The 19080-nt window shown below is 58.7% G+C and carries 22 protein-coding genes and 3 tRNA genes; 9 read left to right on the top strand and 16 right to left on the bottom strand.

The window, feature by feature from the left end; all coding sequences use genetic code 11:
- Window position 1: 1 nt before the first annotated feature.
- The 4 genes from V0R37_RS02460 to V0R37_RS02445 all read right to left on the bottom strand — a co-directional run bounded on the left by V0R37_RS02460 (window position 2) and on the right by V0R37_RS02445 (window position 1695).
- Window positions 2–469: a molybdenum cofactor biosynthesis protein MoaE gene (locus tag V0R37_RS02460; protein WP_420372978.1), complete on the bottom strand. Its 468-nt coding sequence runs from the start codon at window positions 467–469 to the stop codon at window positions 2–4.
- Window positions 470–474: 5 nt separating this feature from the next.
- Complete coding sequence (locus V0R37_RS02455; protein WP_420373128.1) at window positions 475–726, bottom strand: MoaD/ThiS family protein; 252 nt, start codon at window positions 724–726, stop codon at window positions 475–477.
- On the bottom strand, window positions 707–1204 hold the full coding sequence (gene moaC / locus V0R37_RS02450; protein ID WP_420372977.1) for a cyclic pyranopterin monophosphate synthase MoaC: 498 nt from the start codon (window positions 1202–1204) through the stop codon (window positions 707–709). The genes V0R37_RS02455 and moaC overlap by 20 nt, the downstream gene beginning before the upstream one ends.
- Window positions 1205–1299: 95 nt before the next feature.
- On the bottom strand, window positions 1300–1695 hold the full coding sequence (locus tag V0R37_RS02445) for a hypothetical protein (RefSeq protein ID WP_420372976.1): 396 nt from the start codon (window positions 1693–1695) through the stop codon (window positions 1300–1302).
- A 170-nt stretch (window positions 1696–1865) separates the two neighbouring features.
- On the opposite strand from V0R37_RS02445, the gene V0R37_RS02440 reads away from it, so the two are divergent.
- Both V0R37_RS02440 and V0R37_RS02435 read left to right on the top strand, forming a co-directional pair.
- Complete coding sequence (locus V0R37_RS02440) at window positions 1866–2372, top strand: peroxiredoxin (RefSeq protein WP_420372975.1); 507 nt, start codon at window positions 1866–1868, stop codon at window positions 2370–2372.
- 27 nt (window positions 2373–2399) lie between these two features.
- Window positions 2400–3740 (top strand): MFS transporter, encoded by a 1341-nt coding sequence (locus V0R37_RS02435; RefSeq protein ID WP_420372974.1) that lies wholly within the window; start codon window positions 2400–2402, stop codon window positions 3738–3740.
- On the opposite strand, the gene V0R37_RS02430 is transcribed toward V0R37_RS02435, so the two are convergent.
- The 4 genes from V0R37_RS02430 to V0R37_RS02415 all read right to left on the bottom strand — a co-directional run bounded on the left by V0R37_RS02430 (window position 3672) and on the right by V0R37_RS02415 (window position 7208).
- Window positions 3672–4520, bottom strand: coding sequence for an EamA/RhaT family transporter (locus V0R37_RS02430; protein WP_420372973.1), 849 nt, complete (start codon window positions 4518–4520; stop codon window positions 3672–3674). The two genes, V0R37_RS02435 and V0R37_RS02430, sit on opposite strands and share 69 nt — an antisense overlap.
- 22 nt (window positions 4521–4542) lie before the next feature.
- Window positions 4543–5607 (bottom strand): biotin synthase BioB, encoded by a 1065-nt coding sequence (gene bioB / locus V0R37_RS02425; RefSeq protein ID WP_420372972.1) that lies wholly within the window; start codon window positions 5605–5607, stop codon window positions 4543–4545.
- A 190-nt stretch (window positions 5608–5797) separates the two neighbouring features.
- The gene (locus V0R37_RS02420) at window positions 5798–6220 is read right to left on the bottom strand and encodes a DUF3293 domain-containing protein (protein WP_420372971.1); all 423 of its coding nucleotides are present in this window, start codon (window positions 6218–6220) and stop codon (window positions 5798–5800) included.
- Between the two features lies 1 nt (window position 6221).
- Window positions 6222–7208, bottom strand: a complete 987-nt coding sequence (locus V0R37_RS02415) for a LysR substrate-binding domain-containing protein (RefSeq protein ID WP_420372970.1) — start codon at window positions 7206–7208, stop codon at window positions 6222–6224.
- A 133-nt stretch (window positions 7209–7341) separates the two neighbouring features.
- Between V0R37_RS02415 and V0R37_RS02410 the strand changes: the two genes are divergently transcribed.
- Window positions 7342–9630, top strand: coding sequence for an NADP-dependent malic enzyme (locus V0R37_RS02410; protein WP_420372969.1), 2289 nt, complete (start codon window positions 7342–7344; stop codon window positions 9628–9630).
- Window positions 9631–9688: 58 nt separating this feature from the next.
- Here V0R37_RS02410 and V0R37_RS02405 read toward each other — a convergent pair whose 3' ends face one another.
- Window positions 9689–10279: a TetR/AcrR family transcriptional regulator gene (locus V0R37_RS02405; protein WP_420372968.1), complete on the bottom strand. Its 591-nt coding sequence runs from the start codon at window positions 10277–10279 to the stop codon at window positions 9689–9691.
- A gap of 76 nt (window positions 10280–10355) precedes the next feature.
- Between V0R37_RS02405 and bdcA the strand changes: the two genes are divergently transcribed.
- Window positions 10356–11069: an SDR family oxidoreductase gene (gene bdcA, locus V0R37_RS02400; protein ID WP_420372967.1), complete on the top strand. Its 714-nt coding sequence runs from the start codon at window positions 10356–10358 to the stop codon at window positions 11067–11069.
- Window positions 11070–11198: 129 nt separating this feature from the next.
- Here bdcA and V0R37_RS02395 read toward each other — a convergent pair whose 3' ends face one another.
- The 3 genes from V0R37_RS02395 to V0R37_RS02385 all read right to left on the bottom strand — a co-directional run bounded on the left by V0R37_RS02395 (window position 11199) and on the right by V0R37_RS02385 (window position 12121).
- Window positions 11199–11492: a HigA family addiction module antitoxin gene (locus V0R37_RS02395; RefSeq protein ID WP_420372966.1), complete on the bottom strand. Its 294-nt coding sequence runs from the start codon at window positions 11490–11492 to the stop codon at window positions 11199–11201.
- Window positions 11492–11770, bottom strand: a complete 279-nt coding sequence (locus tag V0R37_RS02390) for a type II toxin-antitoxin system RelE/ParE family toxin (RefSeq protein WP_420372965.1) — start codon at window positions 11768–11770, stop codon at window positions 11492–11494. Before V0R37_RS02390 ends, V0R37_RS02395 begins: the two co-directional genes overlap by 1 nt.
- Before the next feature lie 69 nt (window positions 11771–11839).
- On the bottom strand, window positions 11840–12121 hold the full coding sequence (locus tag V0R37_RS02385; RefSeq protein ID WP_420372964.1) for a helix-turn-helix domain-containing protein: 282 nt from the start codon (window positions 12119–12121) through the stop codon (window positions 11840–11842).
- Window positions 12122–12349: 228 nt separating this feature from the next.
- On the opposite strand from V0R37_RS02385, the gene V0R37_RS02380 reads away from it, so the two are divergent.
- Together V0R37_RS02380 and V0R37_RS02375 are read left to right on the top strand one after the other, a co-directional pair.
- Window positions 12350–12691 carry a hypothetical protein gene (locus V0R37_RS02380; RefSeq protein WP_420372963.1) on the top strand — a complete coding sequence of 114 codons (342 nt, stop codon included), beginning with the start codon at window positions 12350–12352 and terminating at the stop codon, window positions 12689–12691.
- A gap of 132 nt (window positions 12692–12823) precedes the next feature.
- Window positions 12824–14425, top strand: a complete 1602-nt coding sequence (locus V0R37_RS02375; protein ID WP_420372962.1) for a hypothetical protein — start codon at window positions 12824–12826, stop codon at window positions 14423–14425.
- A 268-nt stretch (window positions 14426–14693) separates the two neighbouring features.
- On the opposite strand, the gene V0R37_RS02370 is transcribed toward V0R37_RS02375, so the two are convergent.
- The 3 genes from V0R37_RS02370 to V0R37_RS02360 all read right to left on the bottom strand — a co-directional run bounded on the left by V0R37_RS02370 (window position 14694) and on the right by V0R37_RS02360 (window position 15049).
- Window positions 14694–14770 (bottom strand) — tRNA-Asp (locus V0R37_RS02370).
- Between the two features lie 29 nt (window positions 14771–14799).
- Window positions 14800–14875, bottom strand: a tRNA-Glu gene (locus V0R37_RS02365).
- Between the two features lie 98 nt (window positions 14876–14973).
- Window positions 14974–15049, bottom strand: a tRNA-Ala gene (locus V0R37_RS02360).
- 244 nt (window positions 15050–15293) lie between these two features.
- Between V0R37_RS02360 and V0R37_RS02355 the strand changes: the two genes are divergently transcribed.
- The 3 genes from V0R37_RS02355 to V0R37_RS02345 all read left to right on the top strand — a co-directional run bounded on the left by V0R37_RS02355 (window position 15294) and on the right by V0R37_RS02345 (window position 18172).
- A complete protein-coding gene (locus V0R37_RS02355; protein ID WP_420372961.1) occupies window positions 15294–16283 on the top strand; it encodes a TRAP transporter substrate-binding protein in 990 nt (329 codons plus the stop codon).
- Between the two features lie 84 nt (window positions 16284–16367).
- Window positions 16368–16862: a TRAP transporter small permease gene (locus tag V0R37_RS02350; protein ID WP_420372960.1), complete on the top strand. Its 495-nt coding sequence runs from the start codon at window positions 16368–16370 to the stop codon at window positions 16860–16862.
- A gap of 32 nt (window positions 16863–16894) precedes the next feature.
- Window positions 16895–18172, top strand: coding sequence for a TRAP transporter large permease (locus V0R37_RS02345; RefSeq protein WP_420372959.1), 1278 nt, complete (start codon window positions 16895–16897; stop codon window positions 18170–18172).
- 61 nt (window positions 18173–18233) lie between these two features.
- Here the strand turns inward: V0R37_RS02345 and otnI are convergent, their stop codons facing one another.
- Window positions 18234–19016 (bottom strand): 2-oxo-tetronate isomerase, encoded by a 783-nt coding sequence (gene otnI / locus V0R37_RS02340; protein WP_420372958.1) that lies wholly within the window; start codon window positions 19014–19016, stop codon window positions 18234–18236.
- Between the last annotated feature and the right edge of the window lie 64 nt (window positions 19017–19080).

Here is a 19080-nt window from a genome sequence, read left to right as displayed (position 1 = left end):
GTCAGGTTTCCGTGGGGTTTTCCCATTGCGAGGTTTTGGCGGCATCGGCATCTTTTTGCTGCACCCAGAAACGCTCGCCGGTGGCCAGTGTTTCGCGCTTCCAGAATGGCGCACGGGTCTTCAATGCATCGATAATGTATTCGCAGGCCCTGAAGGCATCGGTGCGATGGGCGCTGGCGGCGGCGACGAAGACGATCTGGTCGCTGTTGCGCAGCTCGCCCACCCGGTGCACGACCATGCATTGCTGCGTATTCCAGCGCGACTGCGCCGTTGCGCATAGCGCTTCGATTTCGCGTTCGCACATGCCGGGGTAGTGTTCCAGGAACAAGGATTGCGTGGGTGCGTCGTCGGCATAGTCGCGCACATAGCCGGTAAAGCTGACGATGGCGCCGGCCTTGCCTGCCACGCGCCGGCGCAGTTCCTCGACAAGGGCGGCGGCGTCGAAGTCGGCCTCTTGAACAATGACCATCTTTGCTAGCCTCCGGTCACGGGCTCGAAAACGGCCAGCTCGTCGCCCGGCTGTATGAGGCAGTCGTGCGCAACATGGTATTGATTGATGGCGAGCTTTAGCCGCGCGGCGGGCGCCAGTTGCGGATAGCGTGCCTGCAGCTGCGACAGCCAGTCGGCGCCGCGGATGGGCGCGGGCAAGGGCCAGTCTTCCTGCCGAACCCGGGTCAGTTCAGCCACCTGTGCAAAATACAGGACCTTAATCGTTGTGCCAGTCACCACTTTTGCCTCCGGATTTAGAGCGTAGCCGTATGCTTTCCAGGACGATGCCTTTGTCGGCCGCCTTGCACATGTCGTAGATGGTCAGCGCCGCGATGCTGCATGCCGTCATGGCCTCCATCTCGACGCCGGTCTTGTAGTCGGTGCTGCACGTGGCCTTGACCATTATGCTGTGCGAGGCGTCGTCGGCCAGGAACTCGATGCCGGCGAAATTGAGGGGCAGGCTGTGGCACAGCGGTATGAGTTCGGCGCAGCGTTTGGCGGCCAGTATGCCCGCCACCCTGGCGGTGTTCAGGACTTCGCCCTTGGCGTTTTCACGGGCGGACAGCAGCCGGTACGCGGCCGGGCTCATGCGCACGCGGCCTTCCGCGACGGCGGTGCGCAAGGTCGAGGCCTTGCCGCCAACGTCGACCATGCGTGCCTGTCCGGCTTCATCTAGATGGCTGAGTGCGGGTGTGTCGGTAGGAATCGTGCTCATTGCGTCTTGGACCTGCGTGCTTCGCGATAGTCCTATGATATACGCAATTCGGACCCGGCAGACGCAGTCCGGCGGGCCCGCGCGGAGCGGCCGCGTCAAACGGTATTCAGCGCGTCCCTGACGTCCTGGTAGGAAATGTTGGTGTCGCGCAGGAAGCCTCGCATAAGCGACTGCAGCTTGCCTGGGTCGATGCTGCGTCCCCGGGCCAGCAGCCGCTTGCCCTCGATGATGCCCTGGTCGAACAGGGCGTCGAATTCATCCAGGGCCAGCCCTTGTTCCAGGGCATAGCGCATCAGGTGATCACGGACATTCAGCCTGTGGGCCTGCCGGTCGATCGGATCGGCGCCGGCGGCATCGGCCGCCCCGTTGGCCGCGCCGCACATCATGACCCACTGGTCCAGGGAAATGTCGCTTTCCAGGCTGGAGGCGGCATAGGCGCTTCCCAGCATCGCCATCGACAGTATGGCGGCGGATAATTTAGGTAGTATCAAATCGGCTCCCCTTGGTGGCGTGTCGATGCTGCATTGTGGGGGACAAACATTGCGGCAGCATGAAGGAAAAGTGTGCAGTTGTTTCAAGCTGTGGTGCCTGGCAACATGGGACGCCTGGGCGTCGTATGATTAAGGCTCTTTCATCCCTTTCAATAAAAACGGAGAACACTATGTCTATTCAGGTTGGCGATAAGGTGCCCGACGGCACCTTGGGCGAGTTCATCGAAACGGCCACCGAATCCTGCGCCATCGGACCGAACAATTTTCAGGTGGCCGATCTGGTCAAGGGCAAGACGATTGCGCTGTTCGCCCTTCCCGGCGCGTTCACCCCGACCTGCTCCGCCAAGCATCTGCCCGGCTATATCGAGCTGCACGATCAATTGAAGGCCAAGGGCGTCGACGAAATCTGGTGCGTGGCGGTCAACGACCCCTTCGTCATGGGCGCCTGGGGGCGCGACCAGGGCGTCGACGGCAAGGTTCGCATGATGGCCGACGGCAGCGCCAACTGGACGCGGGCCATGGGCCTGGAGCTGGATCTGACGGCTCGCGGCATGGGCGTGCGTTCGCAGCGCTATTCCGCCTTGCTGCAGGATGGCGTGGTCAAGAAGCTGAACATCGAGAAAGCCGGCCAATACGAGGTCAGCGACGCTAAGACCCTGCTGGAACAATTGGGCTAAGCCTGGCGGCAAAGTCTGGAATCACCCATGATACAAATGCTGGCGGCGTTTTCTTCGCTTTATCTTGCCACCCTGCTGTTGCTGGTCGGTTCCGGACTCTTCAATACCTATATGGGCTTACGCCTGACGGCGCAGTCCGTATCCGAGCTTTGGGTCGGCGGCCTGATCGCCGTGTACTACCTGGGCCTGGTATTCGGCGCGCGTATCGGCCACAAGATCATCATACAAGTAGGCCATATACGCGCCTATGCGGCCACCGCCGCCATTGTCACGATCACCGTCCTGGTGCTGGCCCTGCTGGACAATCTCTGGATATGGCTGGGATTCCGCTTCATTGCCGGCATCGCCATGGTCACCCAATTCATGGTGCTGGAAAGCTGGCTGAACGAGCAGACCGAAAACCATCAGCGCGGCCGCGTCTTCGCCTTCTACATGGTCTTCTCCAGCACCGGCACGGTATTGGGGCAGTTGTCCCTGACGCTCTTCCCGACGCTGAATTATGAACCGCTTATTTTTGCCGCCATCTGTTCGGCGCTGTGCCTGGTGCCCGTCGCCCTGACGCGCCGCCTGCACCCGGCGCTGCAAGTGCCGGCGCCCATACAGGCCAAGTACTACGTGGCCCGGGTGCCCATGTCGCTGACCGTCCTGTTCGTGGCGGGTACGCTGACTGGCGCTTTCTACGGCCTGGCGCCCGTGTATGCGTTGAAGCAGGGCTTGTCCAATAGCCAGGTGGCGGTATTCCTGGCCGCCTCGGTGGCGACCGGCCTGGTGGCGCAATGGCCGCTGGGCTGGCTGGCCGACCGCATCAGCCGCGTCGGCATGATACGGGTGAACGCCTGCATACTGTTCCTGCTGGCCGTGCCTTTGTGGGGATGGTGGGTTTTTCCGTTCTGGGCACTGCTGCTTTTTTCCTGCGCGTTCGGCGTATTGCAGTTCACGCTATACCCTCTTGGCGCCGCTTTCGCCAACGACAACGTCGACCAGGAACGCAGGGTGGGTCTAAGCGCAATCCTGTACATGGTTTACGGCCTGGGCGCCTGTGTGGGACCGCTGCTGGCGGGCCTGTTGATGCGCGAACTGGAAGTCAGCATGTACTTCGTCTTCGTCTCGGCCTGCGCCGCCGTGCTGGTCCTGGTGATTCGGCCGCAGCGCGTTACCGGCGCCAACCTCAGCCAGGATGCGCCCACGCACTTCGTGCCCATGTCCGACAGCCTGCAAAGCTCGAACGTCGTGGCCGCCCTGGATCCCCGGGTCGATGTGGAAAGCGACGTGTCGTTCGAGCCGGTCGATGAAGAGGTCTTAGCGGGGAATCAGGATCACGATGGCGGTGATGGCCAGAAGGATCCCAAGAGCGTTGACCCAGCGTAGCTTCTCTTTGAAGAAGCCCGCGCCGACCAGGGTGCCCAGCGAAATGACTCCGATGTTCATGGCCGAGAAAACCAGCGTCGGGTTCTCGGGAAACACCTGGTGCGCCCGGATGTAGAAATAGATATTGCCGAAATTCAGCAGGCCCAGCACCACGCCCGCGACGACATTGCGCAACTGCCACACGCTGCGCCTGGCGATCAGGTAAAGAAAGATCAGGATGCCCGCCAGGGTGAAGGCGGCGAACAGACTGCTGGAAAATACGGCGCCGCTCTTGGCCATCTGTTTGAACAGGATGTCTATGGTGCCGTAGCCCACCCACACGGCCAGCAGCAAGGCAATGGTTTTTCCGGCTTCGCCGGAGCCTTCCTGCGGCCTGGGTCGGTACAGCAGGCATCCCAGGGCGATCAGCGCCACGATGATGCCGGCCAGCTTGCCGCCGGATGCGGCTTCTCCGAACAGGACGAAGGCCGCAATCAAGGGTATGAACAGGGACAGCCGTTGAGCGGCGTCGCTTAATACGATGCCGGCGTGGCGAACGGCGCCCGCCATGGCCAGAAAAATCGATGGCAGCAGCACGCCCAGGGCAATCAGCACCCACCATGGCGTGCTGGGATTGAGCAGTGCCGCGGGCTGTGGCCGTAATATGAGCAGGCACAGGCTGGCCGCAACCACGTAGTTCACGGCAATGGCCTGGTCTATCTGCAGATTCCGGCGTCGGGCTATCTTCAGCAGCACCGATACGGCGACGCTGCAGGCAATGCTTATGATCAGGGTATACATATCTTGGCCGGGCTCCGGAAAATTAGTGTGCGCTTTCAGTTTCGGTTTCTGTTGCGGCTAGCGGTACGCCGGCGGAGGGCCTCAGGCCCAGGCGCTCGAAGAGAAGCTTGTCCTGCGCCGCCTGCGGATTGCCGGTGGTAAGCAGCCTGTCGCCATAGAAAATCGAGTTGGCGCCGGCCATGAAGCACAGGGCCTGCAGCTCGTCGCTCATCGCCTCGCGGCCGGCGGAAAGCCTGACCACCGCCCCGGGCATGGTGATGCGTGCCACGGCGATGGTGCGCACGAACTCGAAGGGGTCGATATCGGCTGCTCCGGCCAGCGGCGTGCCCGGTACTTTGACCAGGTTGTTGATCGGTACGGATTCCGGGTGGGGCGACAGATTGGCAAGCTGGGCAATCAGGCCGGCGCGCTCGCCCCGCGATTCCCCCATGCCGACGATGCCGCCGCAGCATACATTCACGCCGGCGGCGCGCACGCGCGCCAGCGTATCCAGCCGGTCCTGATAGCCGCGGGTGGAAATGATGCTGCCGTAGAACTCGGGCGAGGTATCCAGGTTGTGATTGTAGTAGTCCAGCCCCGCATCGCGCAGCCGCTCGGCCTGGCCATCCTTGAGCATGCCCAGCGTGACGCAGGTTTCCAGGCCCATGGCCTTGACCGCGGCCACCATGTCCACGATGGCATCCACTTGGCGGGCTGTCGGCGAGCGCCATGCCGCGCCCATGCAGAAACGCTGCGCGCCGCTTTCCTTTGCTTCCCGGGCGGCTTGCAGCACTTCTTCCAGCGGCATCAGGGCTTCGTCCTGAAGATCCGTGTCATAGCGAGACGATTGAGGGCAATACGCGCAATCCTCGGGACAGGCGCCGGTCTTCACGGATAGCAGGCTGGACAATTGCACGGCATTGGCCGGATGATGCCGGCGGTGGATATCCTGGGCCTGCAGCAGGAGATCAAGCAGGGGAAGCTCGTATAGGCCAAGGATGCGGCCGACGGTCCACGTCGAGGCGGGATGGGGAGAGGAATGAGATGTTTCTGGCGACACGGCTCGTACCTGAGTTGGCGAACAATGGCCGCATGGTAGGGCTGCCATTCCAGGAGAGCAAGAGGATGGTTGGAGGCTATAGGCTTGAAATTGGGCGAAATTGAGCGACAGTTGAGCGAATATCGTGCAATTCAGCCTATCCGATATGGAAGGTGGCGCAAATGGCCTGGCGGTGAATTTTGTTTCGTTTTGTGACGGCGGGATTAAAGCACGCGTCTTGCGCTCAGTCGGGTGGGCGTCAGGGCCACAGCAGTTCGGGGACGCCGTCTTCCTTGCTGAAAACGAAAGCCAATTGCCCGTAGCGCCGTGCCAGGCCGCATCCCTGCCGCAATGAAGCCCCCAGGATCGCCACGGTGGGTTCCGTCGGGCCATCGCCGTCGCCCGCCAGATTCCTGCCATAATAGCAAGGCAGGCCCAGCGCGGAAGCGTCTTGCAATAAAGCCCTTTGTACGCGGCGGTTTGCGGCGATGCCGGCCTGCCGAGCACCGGGATTGTAGGCCGTCAATATTGCCGTCGACAGGCATCCCTGTGCCGCCATCAGGCCTTGCAAGGCGGGGTTGTGCCGGCCGATGCGTAGCGTGATGGTGCCGGCGGGCGCAAACACAAGATACCGCGCTGCCTGGAATGCCGAGACGATGGTGTCGGGGATGTCGCTGCGCATTTCAGTATTCGGTCTGGCGTTCTTTCAGATGGGGATCCTGCTTGCAGGCTACCCGCAGCGCCTGGGCAAACATCCGTATGGCGTCCGGCTTCGGGCCCTCGCGGCGCGTGAATAGAGCAATGGGCGGCAAGGTCCAGTCGAACGAATAGGGGACGATGGCGACCCCCGCAATACGCACGAGCTCGTCGGCGATGTCCGCCGGCACGATGGATACGGCCTTGTCGCTGGAAACAATCAGCTCGCCCATGAGCTTGGTGGCATAGCTTTCGATAATGGGAGTGGGCGGCGCCACGCCCGCTTTCAGGAAGATGTCGCTGACCTGTTCGCGTATGGGTGTGCCCGGCGCGCCCATGATCCAGTCAAGCCGGGCCAATTGCCGCCAGTTCAGGCGATGACGGCCCAATTGCGCGGCAAGCCGCCGGCCAGCCACCAGACGGGGCTGCTGATCGTACAAGGTTTCGAATTCCAACTGATCGATATTCACGGTGGTCGATGGCCGGCCGATGGCGATATCCAGTGTGTGATCACGCAGTTGCTGCACCAACTGGTCGCTGGTCCCCTCGTGTATGGTCAAGGTCAGGCGTCCGCCGCCTTCGGGCAGAGTGCGCTGCACGGCCGCGGAAAGCATCTGCCCCGAAATAAAGGGTATGACGCCAATATGCAGGTGGGCGGCGTTTCCTGTTGCAACCGTTTCCATGTCGCGCACCAGGTGGCCCAGGTCGTTGATCATGGCCTGCGCGCGGGCCAACGCCACTTTTCCAAGCGCGGTGGGCGCCATTCCGCGTGCCGACCGATCGAAGAGCGCCGCGCCGAACATGCCTTCGACCTCGGCCAGGGCATTGGTGATGGCCGGCTGGCTGGTGGACATTTCCTCGGCCACACGCGTCAGCGATCCATGCTGCTGGATGCGCAGCAGCAACTGCAAATGGCGCATTTTCAGCCGGGCAGTCAGCCTGCGCACCACGTCTGTGGCCTCAAAGGTGCTCATAAGAACTTGAATAATAAGAAATATAAGTTAAATATTATAGAACGATATAAATTTAAAATGATATGGTTATGTTTGCTGCGTAGAATGAATTCATCATCAATGCGCGAATGCGCAACCAGGAGAGCATAGGATTATGGGTACGTCAGATCGCCAGGCGGCTTTGGATTATCACGAGTTCCCGACCCCGGGCAAGATTTCTGTCAATGCCAGCAAGCCGCTGGTGACCCAGCGCGATCTTGGCCTGGCCTACACGCCAGGCGTTGCGGCGGCTTGCGAAGAAATCGCGGCCGATCCTTTGAATGCATTCCGCTACACCGGGCGCGGCAACCTGGTCGGGGTCATCACCAACGGCACGGCGGTGCTGGGTCTGGGCAATATCGGCCCGCTGGCCTCCAAGCCGGTCATGGAAGGCAAGGCGGTGCTGTTCAAGAAGTTCGCCGGCATTGACGTTTTCGACATCGAGATCAACGAAACCGATCCGGACAAGCTGGTGGAGATCATCGCGGGGCTGGAGCCCACCTTTGGCGGCATCAACCTGGAAGACATCAAGGCGCCGGAATGCTTCGTTGTGGAAGGCAAGCTGCGCGAGCGCATGAACATCCCGGTGTTCCACGACGACCAGCACGGCACGGCCATCACGGTGTCCGCCGCCGTCATCAATGGGCTGAAAGTCGTGGGCAAGGATCTTTCCAAGGTCAGGCTCGTGGCATCCGGCGCCGGCGCCGCCGCGCTGGCCTGCCTGGAGCTGCTGGTTGATCTGGGCCTGCCGCTGGAAAACATCTGGGTGACCGACATCGAAGGCGTGGTCTATGAAGGCCGGCAAGCCCTCATGGACCCCAAAAAAGAGCGTTTTGCTCAAAAGACCCAGGCTCGTACATTAGGCGAGGTCATCGACGGCGCCGACGTATTCCTGGGCTTGTCGGCCGGGGGCGTTCTTAAGTCGGACATGGTCGCCCGCATGGCCGCTCGTCCTTTGATCCTGGCGCTGGCCAATCCCAACCCCGAAATCCTGCCCGAGGACGCGCATGCGGCGCGCGACGACGTGGTCATGGCCACCGGTCGTTCCGACTACCCCAACCAAGTCAACAACGTGCTGTGTTTCCCTTACGTGTTCCGCGGCGCGCTGGACGTCGGCGCCACCACCATCACGCGCGAGATGGAAAAAGCGGCGGTCTATGCCATTGCCGGCCTGGCCGAGGAAGAACAGAACGAAGTGGTGGCCGCGGCCTACGGCACCTACGGCGTATCGTTTGGCCGCGAATACTTCATTCCCAAGCCCTTCGATCCGCGCCTGATTGTGCGCATCGCGGTGGCCGTGGCCAAGGCGGCCATGGAAAGCGGCGTGGCGACGCGTCCGATGCCGGACCTGGATGCCTACGCCGAGCAGTTGCAGCATTTCGTCTACCACTCGGGCGCTTTCATGAAGCCCCTGTTTTCGTCCGCCAGGCAACTGGTGCGCGACGGCGGCAAGGCGCGCATCGTGTTCACGGAAGGCGAAGAAGAGCGCGTGCTGCGCGCGGTGCAGGTCATTGTCGACGAAAAGCTGGCCCATCCCATTCTGGTGGGGCGACCCCAGGTGCTGCTGTCGCGCATCGAGAAATACGGCCTGCGCCTGCGCCTGGGCCAGGACGTGGAAGTCACCAATCCCGAGTACGACGAGCGCTTCCATCAATACTGGACCACCTATTGGGAGCTGATGTGCCGGCAGGGCATCACCAAGGAAATGGCGCGCGTCGAAATGCGCCGCCGGCTGACCTTGATAGGCGCCATGATGCTCCACCTGGGCGATGCCGACGGCATGATATGCGGTACGGTGGGCGGCTATCACGACCATCTGCGCTTTGTGGACCAGGTCATCGGCAAGAAGCCCGGCGCCCAGACCTACGCGGCCATGAACGTGCTGCTGCTGGACGAGCGCACGGTCGCATTGGTCGACACCCATATCAACGATGATCCGACCGCCGAGCAGATTGCCGAATTCACCATTGCCGCGGCCGAGCAGATGAGCCGGCTGGACCTGGAGCCCAAGGTGGCCATGCTGTCGCGCTCCAACTTCGGATCGGGCAGTTCGGCTTCGGGTTCCAAGATGCGCCGGGCGCTGGAGCTGGTGCAAGAGCGCGCTCCCGAACTGGAGATCGACGGCGAAATGCACGGCGACTGCGCGCTGGACGAAGCCCTGCGTTCGCGCATCCTGCCCACATCCAAGCTGAAAGGCTCCGCCAACCTGCTGGTCTGCCCGAACGTGGATGCCGGCAATATCGCCTACAACCTGCTCAAGACCACGGCCGGAAGCAATGTGGCGGTGGGGCCATTCCTGCTGGGCGCCAACGCGCCCGTGCATATCCTGACCACCAGTTCCACCGTGCGGCGCATCATCAATATGGCGGCCCTGACTGTTATTGACGCCAACCGCGTCGACTGAACGAAGCGTGAAACCGGCCCGGCGGCACAGCGGTGCCGGGCCGGCTTGACAGCCGATGTCACGCGCGCAGGGCAGCTGCGATGGCGTAGCTGGCTACTCGTACGGTTTCAAGAAGGGTGTCCAATCCCTTTCCGGCGCGCGCCTGTGCGGAAAGGCCTATCATCAGCGTGCTGATGTACTCCGTAAGTTGCGCCGCATCCGAGGGGTGTCGGGCGGCGATGTAGCTGCGGATGACCTCAGCGGCAGCACCATGCGCAGCGCGTGCAAGATCACGGGCTTCTTCGTCGTTGCAACGGCATCCCTCCAGCACTATGCATCCGGTGGCGGCAGGGTCGGTGGCATAGCGGCGTGCCGCTTCTTCAAGCATCGCAATGATGCAGTCGGCCACTGGACGGTCAGGGCGCAGAATATCGGCAAGCGGAACAGCTCCGTGGTCCGCATACCGGTTGATGACCCGCTCGTAAAGGCCAGCCTTGCTTCGGAAGGCCGAATAGAAGCTGGGCGTGTTGATGCCCAGCGTTTCGGTCACGTCCGAGACGCTGACTGCCTCATAACCTCGGGAATGGAACAGGCTTTGAGCGGTCGCGATGGCCTCATCAACATCGAATTTGCGCGGGCGGCCTCTGGGTCGGGCTAATTTTGTAGTCATAACTATAAAAATACTTGACATCGTTGTCGTTTCGTTTATTGTAGTGTTTCCTACATATTTAATCCAGAGGTGTTTGATGGCTGTGTTCGACAAAAAGTCCGTGCTGGTGCTGGGCGGAAGTCGTGGGATTGGAGCGGCAATTGTGCGGCGCTTTGTGGCGGATGGCGCAAACGTGGCGTTCACCTATTCAGGGTCCCGGACAGCGGCCGAGGAGCTTGCTGCGGAGACCGCCAGCAAGGCAGTCCAGACGGACAGCGCCGACCGGGACGCGGTCATTGCACAGGTGCGCGACAGCGGCCCGCTGGACGTGCTGGTGGTGAATGCAGGAATCGCGATCTTCGGCGACGCGTTGGAGCTCGATCCCGATGCGGTGGATCGCCTGTTCAAAATCAATGTGCATGCGCCTTATCACGCATCTGTCGAGGCGGCGCGCCGTATGCCCCAAGGTGGCCGAATCATCATCATCGGATCGGTGAACGGGGACCGGATGCCCGTGCCTGGCATGGCCGCGTATGCACTAAGCAAGTCGGCTTTGCAGGGAATGGCTCGAGGCCTGGCGCGTGACTTCGGTCCGCGCGGCCTCACCGTGAACGTCGTTCAGCCGGGCCCCATCGACACGGACGCGAATCGGGCCGATGGACCGATGAAAGATCTGCTGCATGGATTCATGGCCATCAAGCGTCACGGCCAGCCGGAAGAGGTCGCGGCAATGGTGGCATGGCTGGCGGGCCCGGAGGCCGGCTTCGTGACTGGAGCGATGCACACGATAGATGGGGCATTCGGAGCCTGACGGATGAATCGAACGGGAAACGAACAGGGCATTTCCTGTGCGGGTTCCGTTCCAATGCTGGTATATGCTTGAGCCGTCAGGCGGGTTCAAGCACACGCATCTCAATATGGTGGTTGGAAACCAGGAGTGCTAGGCCACGGCGAATTGGAGTTTGTCGACATCTTGCAAATTAACGTGCTGACGAGCAAGCCACAAGTCGTGAGCGTCCTGCATGGACAGCCAGCTTTCCGGGCTGCGTCCAAGCGCCTTGGAAAGGCGAAGCGCCATTTCAGGCGTGACACGAGAAGTGCCGTTGAGTACTCGGCTGAGGGTAGAGGCGGCTACGCCAAGTGCTTGAGCGAGTTCGCGCCCGCTGATATTGTTGGGCTCAAGATAGATGCCCGAGATAAATTCACCGGGGTGGGGTGGATTGTGCATGTTCATCAGTGATAGTCCTCATAGCCCAGTACATAGGCATTTCCGTCCTCAAACTCAAAGGTGATGCGCCAATTTCCGTTGACGGTGATTGACCAGCGGTCCTTCATTGCGCCCTTGAGGGGATGGAGCCTAAACCCTGGAATGTTCATGTCTTCGATAATCTGTGCAGTATCAAGGGCGGACAGTTGTAGACGAAGGCGTTTGATATGGCTTGCTTGAACGCCGGATGTGTTGCCTGTTTCGAACAGCCGACGAAGGCCTTTGTGCCGAAAACTTTTGATCATAAAATGATTGTAGTGTGTTGCGCATCACGAATCAATAGGCTTGGGCAGCATATCGATGAACTGGAGTCGTCACGCAGATTCAAGCACGCGCATCTCAATATGCAGACCCGCTGCAGCGGCCATATTTACCAGTGCATCAAGACCAAAAACATTGATTTTTCCGCGCATCAGGTCAGAGACGCGGGGCTGGGTCACGCCAAAAAGCTTGGCGGCTTCGGCCTGGCTCATCTTGGCGTGGACTCTGTGCTGCTTCAGCGCTGTCATGAGGACTGAACGAAGCCTCATGTTTTCTGCTTCTTCCTGGGTATCTTCGATGGCATCCCAGATGCTGGTAAATCGTTGGTTTCTCAATTACTTGGCTCCTGCAGTAGGTCCCGATAGCGTTTCGAGGCCAGATCTATATCGGCCTTTTTGGTTTTCTCCGCCTTTTTCTGCAAGCAGTGGATCGGGTTCCGCTTGAGCCAGCTTTGTTGGCGGGTTGGGATTGAAAAGACGATCATCTATGTGTCTGTGCGAAGCACGGATACATAAACTTTTACCCTAACAGGCTTCATATTCGATGCCACTGCCGAGGAAAATATGATCGAAAAAATTGAAACGCTTGATGAATTGGCGTCCCGGTTGAGCGACGATCCGTCCGAGTTCCACACTGCCAGCGACTTAGTTGACGCTCTTGTAGATCTGGGCAACACAGATAAGGTATACGTCCGCCACGATGACCACTTGGGGCTGAAGATGGACCTGAGCAGCGCATTTCTTTGCACCTCTATCGATAAGGCCGATGCTCTCCAGTTTGAAGAGGACGTCAATCGCGTGCTGGGGCAAGCTAATATCATCATTCCTTTGTCAGAGCGCCTGCTGAATGCCGATGACCTGGATGAGATCGCAGAAGATCGGGCTCGGCTCGGCCTGAGCGAATAAATTCTCAGCAACCTAAACCATAGCCGATCGAAGTTGCGATCGGCTGTTTGGGCTTGCCCATCCCGCCGGGCAGGTTGTGCAATCCATCAAGCACCTGCCCAGCCCCCAATTTTAATAATTCGATCTTAAATTATGGCTGAAGAATTTGATTCCGTAGATCCGCGCACCACTCTCAAGACCGTGAAGTCCATATTGGGCTGGACCGACGCACAATGGACCAACTATATGTCTGTCTTCAACGATGATGAAAAGCGCGAACTTAACAAAGAGCTGGATTTATTCAGCCTTGTGTTGAGTGCCATGAAGCAACGCTATTACAACTGGACCAAGGCATGTCTGGTTTGCGTGCCTCATGAGTATCTGAAGCTGCTAAAACAAGACTGGATGACGCAACCCAGCACGTCGCCAGAGCACCAGAAAGCCATGCGGCATTTCAGCCAATACTGCTCGCACAAGAATCTTCTAGAGTTTTTCGTGGACTTGAATTTGGAGTCATCCCAAAGCTCCGAGCCCAATGCCAAGACTTCAGAACACGGTGAGATCCGTGCTGAATTCGTCAAGCTGCTTTATCTGAATCTGGCTCGTGTTTTAAATGAGCGTGGTCTTGCAGGAAAAGTGATCACGGGCAATCTTTTTCTCACATCAGAAGGAGAGATCGCACCGCGGATTTACCAAAGTGATGAGTGGAAGGAGATCCATCAGAATCTGGGGCTGTATGCCTATCTTTTGCTTGATTCTGATGCCGCCCTAGCAAAAGAGCCAGCCAGCCACAGGGTGTCGACTTTCATTCGAAGGACTTCCCTTGAGAACAATGCAGTCCGCGTTCAATCGTGGAACGCCAATGCCGAGGTACTCAACTCAATTCCAATTGAATTCAAGCCTAAGGCGAAAGCCATCAAAGAGGCGCGCACGCCCTTGTTCGCACTGCTGTTGCATCATTTGGGGTTGAATCGCGCGTTCCTTGAGTACAGTGCGCACTACCTTGATCTGCATGAGTATGCGCCGAAGCTCATTGATGCCATCGCATACTTTTACAACCGTGGCATTCACGTTGAAAATGCGTACATAGAATCCTGCGAACAATCTAAGGGCCAGAAGCAGTACGACAACCTTGACCATCTGATGGAGTTGGTCAAGGACGTGCAGAAGATGCGCGCTGATGAAGGTAACCCGTTGCCGCGTGGAATCTCCAATGAGCAATGTGAGCAGATCCTAGAGATCACGCTCGGGATCATCCGTGAAGATAATCGCATCCCTGACTACCTGCATCGTATGGAGCGCCGCCAAGGTGAGCACGCAGCGACGAGTATCTTCAATACCATCTGGAACACCAGCGCGTTCTGCTTCATCTGGTTTAACCTGCACAGCGCGCAGGTGGCACCCCGCGTATATGGCCTAACTCACGCCAGGCACGCGCTCTTGGGCGAGAGCTTGGGCGGTGGGGAGATGCAGACGGCCACAAAGAACATACTGAAGCACATAGTGATGGCGGTTCACCGCAGCGAACAGCACATTGTTATCAATGATGAGGTGATGGAGCAGTACCTATTTGCCAGATACTTCAACTTTGTTACTCTGGTCGAGAAGTTGCGTGCACTGAAAGCGCTGGACCTTCATGACTTCGATGTGTGGGCACAGGAAAGTCAGTTTGCAGAATCACTGGCGTTGGCTGAGGGTGAAAGTCTGATGTACCGCATACCGGCTGACCAAGTGAGCATTACGTTGGTAGGTTGACCGAGATCCACTGGATCAAGCCACGTCAGCAAAACCTTGTGCACGGTCTTGGGAGCAGCAAGTTTTTTGCCACAAATGGTCGTCATCGACAGCTTGCCACCTTAGATGGCGAGCGCTATCTCTTCAAGTTGCAATGCGGCGTTGTCCGCGTTGTACTTGTCGTAGACGGTCCTCACTGCGCAATTTTGGAACAAAAATCCGACTTTGGAATATAAGTCGAGGCGAAAAAAAGCGCTTACATAGTGCAAGCGCTTTTTTTCTGAATTCTTGGCGGAGCGGACGGGACTCGAACCCGCGACCCCCGGCGTGACAGGCCGGTATTCTAACCAACTGAACTACCGCTCCGCAGCGGTGTACTGCATAGCCAGAAAAACTGGCGTCCCCTAGGGGATTCGAACCCCTGTACCCACCGTGAAAGGGTGGTGTCCTAGGCCTCTAGACGAAGGGGACAGGACAAAAACAAGCTGCGCATTGTAGCATATTCAACGCGGCGCGTATTTCATCAATACGCTGTTTACTGCAGCCATCATCGGCTTTCTTCGTTTGACTGGTGGAGGTAAGCGGGATCGAACCGCTGACCTCTTGCATGCCATGCAAGCGCTCTCCCAGCTGAGCTATACCCCCGGTGTGGAATGTCTAGCGAAGAAGCGAGATTATGCACGAATTTTTTTGGGTGTGCAAGTCAGGCTGGTTCACCCTCTGTTTTTACCCTCATTTCTCTCTTGTATCTGGTTGCGAAAGTTGTATTACATATGTTGTAATACAGATTAATAAAGCCATTCGACACGGGTGGCACAAGGTTCAAGCCGCGGGCAGCAGCCGGCGTCCAATCAATAATCGAATGAATTCGAATTTCCCAGGAGACAGAATGAAAACTTTCCGCCGCACTACTGTTGGGCTTACGCTGTCCATTTTGGCCGCCGGCCTTGTGCTGGGCACCAGCGCATCGGCACAGACCGTGATGCGCATCAGCATTTCCTCGCCGCAGAATTCGCATCAAGGCGTGGCGATCGACACGTTCGCCAAGGAAGTCGAAAGGCTGACCAATGGCCGCTATGTCATCAAGACTTTTTACGCCAGTTCTTTGGGCGCCGAGCGCGAAGCCATGGAGTCGGTGCAGATGGGCACGCAGGAACTGACCTGGACTTCCAGCGGCCCCGTTCCCAATTTCGTGCCGGAAGTGAAGATTCTGGACGTGCCTTATCTGTTTACCGATTATGCGCATGCGCGCGGCGTGCTGGACGGCCCCATCGGCGACGAGATGCTGAAAAAATTCGAACCCCGGGGTTTCAAGGCTCTGGCATGGGCGGAAAACGGCTTCCGGCACATGACGAACAACAAGCATCCCATCAAGGTTCCGGCGGACATGCAAGGCTTGAAGATGCGCACGGTGGAAAACCCCGTGCACATCCAGGCCTACAAGGCTTTCGGCATCAACCCCACGCCCATGGCGTTCAGCGAGGTGTTCACCGCGCTGCAGCAGGGCACTGTGGACGGTCAGGAAAACCCGCTGTCGGTGATCACCGCTTCCAAGTTCGACCAGGTGCAAAAATACCTGACGCTGACGGGCCACGTTTATTCGCCTGGTGTCTACCTGATGAACAAGGCTGCTTTCGACAAATTGTCGGATGAAGACAAGAAGGCTTTTGTCGAGGCGGCACGCATCGGCGTAAAGGCCAATCGGGACCGCATCGACTCCGACGAGAAAAATGCCGTTGCCGATTTGCGCAGCAAGGGGATGGAGGTGGTCGAGACCATAGACAAGGCGCAGTTCCAGGCGGCGCTGGAGCCCATCATGGCCGACTTCAACAAGCAATTCGGCAAGGACAACCTGGACAGGATCCGCGCCGCTAAATAAGCAGCCCGCCGTGTAACGCCCCATGACCATGGGGCGTTTCTGTCTCTGTTTCGACATCCAACACATTTCCCCTCAAGGAAAAACGTGAAGACAGCTTTCCTGAATTTTGAACGCCAACTGACGACGCTTTCAATCTGGCTGGCCTGCCTGATGCTGGTCATCGCCGCCAGCATGGGCATGTTGCAAGTGCTGATGCGCTTTGTGTTCGAGCTGCCGTCGGAATGGAGCGAAGTGATTGTGCGGATCGCGCTGATCTGGATGGTGTTTCTGGGCATTCCCGCGGCTTTTCGTTACGGCTCCATGATTTCCGTGGACCTGATGCACCGGACGGCGCCGCCCCGGTTTCGCAGGGTTCTGGAGGCCATCATCACGTTGTTGTCCCTGGCCCTGTTGGCCGTCATTGCATGGTACGGATGGGACTACGCGCAGCGAGGCAAGGTCCAGACGATTATCGGTTTGGAATATTTCTCCATGTTCTGGGCTTTTGTGGCTTTGCCCGTAGGTTCTGTTTGCGCCATGATCGGCGTGATCGGCAACTATCTGGACCCGCGCCACGAAGAACTGGAAACCGCGCAGTAATCCCCGCCTAAACGCCTGGAAGAAAAACAAATATGACGACAGCCATGCTCATCACGATGATCGCCTGCTTTGCGATCTCGGTTTCAATCGCTGTATCCATCGGGCTGGCCAGCGTGGTCGGCATCGTCGTTGCCGAAGCGAACATGCTGGTGGCGGTCAAAGAGATCTTCAACTCCATCAACAAGTTTCCGCTGGCCGCCATTCCCTTCTTTATCCTGGCCGGCAACCTGATGGAGGCCGGTGGCATTTCACAGCGGCTGGTGGAGTTCGCCAAATCGCTGGTGGGCGGTGTTCAGGGCGGTTTGTCAGCCACCTGCGTACTTACCTGCATGATCTTCGCCGCGGTCTCCGGATCGTCGGTGGCCACCACGTTCGCGATCGGCGCCATCCTTATACCTGCGCTTGTCAAACATGGCTATCCGGTAAGCTATGCGGCGTCTCTGCAGGCTACCTCGGCGGAGCTGGGCGTGATCATTCCGCCGTCGATTCCCATGATTCTGTACGGCGTCTCGGCGGAAGTATCCATCGGGGAGCTGTTCATTGCCGGCATCGGTCCGGGCATTCTGATCGGCGGCGCCCTGATGATCTTCGCATTGCTCTATGCCAGAGCCTATGGTTACGGCAAGCAGGATGGCATAGGCAGGATGCCTATCTGGCGCGCCAGCAGCCATGCCTCTTTGGCTCTGCTGATGCCTGTCATCATTCTTGGCGGAATATACGGCGGGATCTTCACCCCGACCGAAGCGTCAGTGGTGGCGGTGTTCTATGCCTGGATAGTCGGCACATTCGTCTACCGCAAGATCAAGATATCTCAACTGATGGTGGTACTGAAAAAATCCGTGATTTCTTCGGCTGTCATCATGTTCATTATTGCGAATGCTGGCTTGTTCAGCTTCATGCTGACCCGCGCCGGCGTGCCCGACATGATAGGCAACTTCCTGGCCGAGCATCTGACCAGCCCCGCGTTGTTTCTGCTGGGCGTCAATGCCGCGCTGTTCATCATCGGCATGTTCATCGAGACGTCGGCGTCCATCATCGTGCTGGCGCCCATCTTGGTGCCGGTGGCCATGAAGTTCGGCGTCGATCCGGTGCACTTCGGCACCATCATGGTCGTCAACCTGGCCATGGGCATGATCACGCCGCCTTTCGGGGTCAATCTGTTTGCGGCCTGCGCCGTGGCCAAGATATCGCTGGACAAGATCATACCCAAGCTCATTCCATTCGTACTGGTCATCCTGGGCTGCGTGTTGGTGATTACCTATTTCCCGTCCCTGTCGCTATTCCTGAGGGATCTGGTGTACGCCCGGTGATGGTGGCGCGAAGCATAAAAAACGGGCTCCGCGGAGCCCGTTTTTTATGCTTCTTTTCTTGTCATTTATCCATGAGGCTGTTCATCCAGCCCAGGCCTTGCACCGTGCCATTGGCCGGCCGGTACTCGCATCCGACCCACCCGTCGTAGCCCAGTTCGTCGAGCAGACGGAACAAATAGGCATGATTGACTTCCCCGGTGTCGGGCTCATGCCGCTCGGGCACGCCGGCGATCTGTATATGCCCCACATGCGGCTGGTATTTGCGGAAGGTCATGGCAATATCGCCTTCCATGATCTGCGCATGATAGAAGTCCATCTGCACCTTAAGATTGGGCTCGCCGACTTCTTCGCGTATGGCATGCGCCTGGTCTTGCAGGCTAAGAAAATAGCCGGGCATGTCGCGCTGGTTTATGGGCTCTATGAGCACCGTGATGCCGTGCGCGGCGCACTGCTGCGCGGCGTACTTCAGGTTCTCGATGAAGGTGGCTCTGCACAGGTTCGCGTCGGCATCGGCAGGCAGCAGGCCGGCCATGGCGTGCACGTTGGGCGTTCCCAGCGCCTGCGCATAGGAAATGGCCTTGGCCACGCCGTCGCGAAACTCCTGGCTGCGGCCGGGCAGGGCGGCAATGCCTCGCTCGCCCGCATTCCAGTCCCCTGGCGGCATATTGAACAGTGCGTTCCTGACCGAGTGGCGTTTCAGTTCGGCGGCGATATCCTGCGCATCGAAGTCGTAGGGAAACAGAAATTCAACGGCCTTGAAGCCGGACTGGGCGGAAGCCTGTATGCGTTCCAGGAAGGGCAGCTCGTTGAACATCATGGTGATGTTGGCGGCAAGTTTGGGCATGGTTATTCCGATATGAACATTGTTCAATGATTGCGGACCGGCGGCCATGGCCGTGCCCGCCGCT

This window comes from Pollutimonas rozaliensis (assembly GCF_048751585.1).
Taxonomy (GTDB): Bacteria; Pseudomonadota; Gammaproteobacteria; order Burkholderiales; family Burkholderiaceae_B.
The sequence above is the reverse complement of the archived record's forward strand: the minus strand, read 5'-3'. Positions and strand labels throughout refer to the sequence as shown.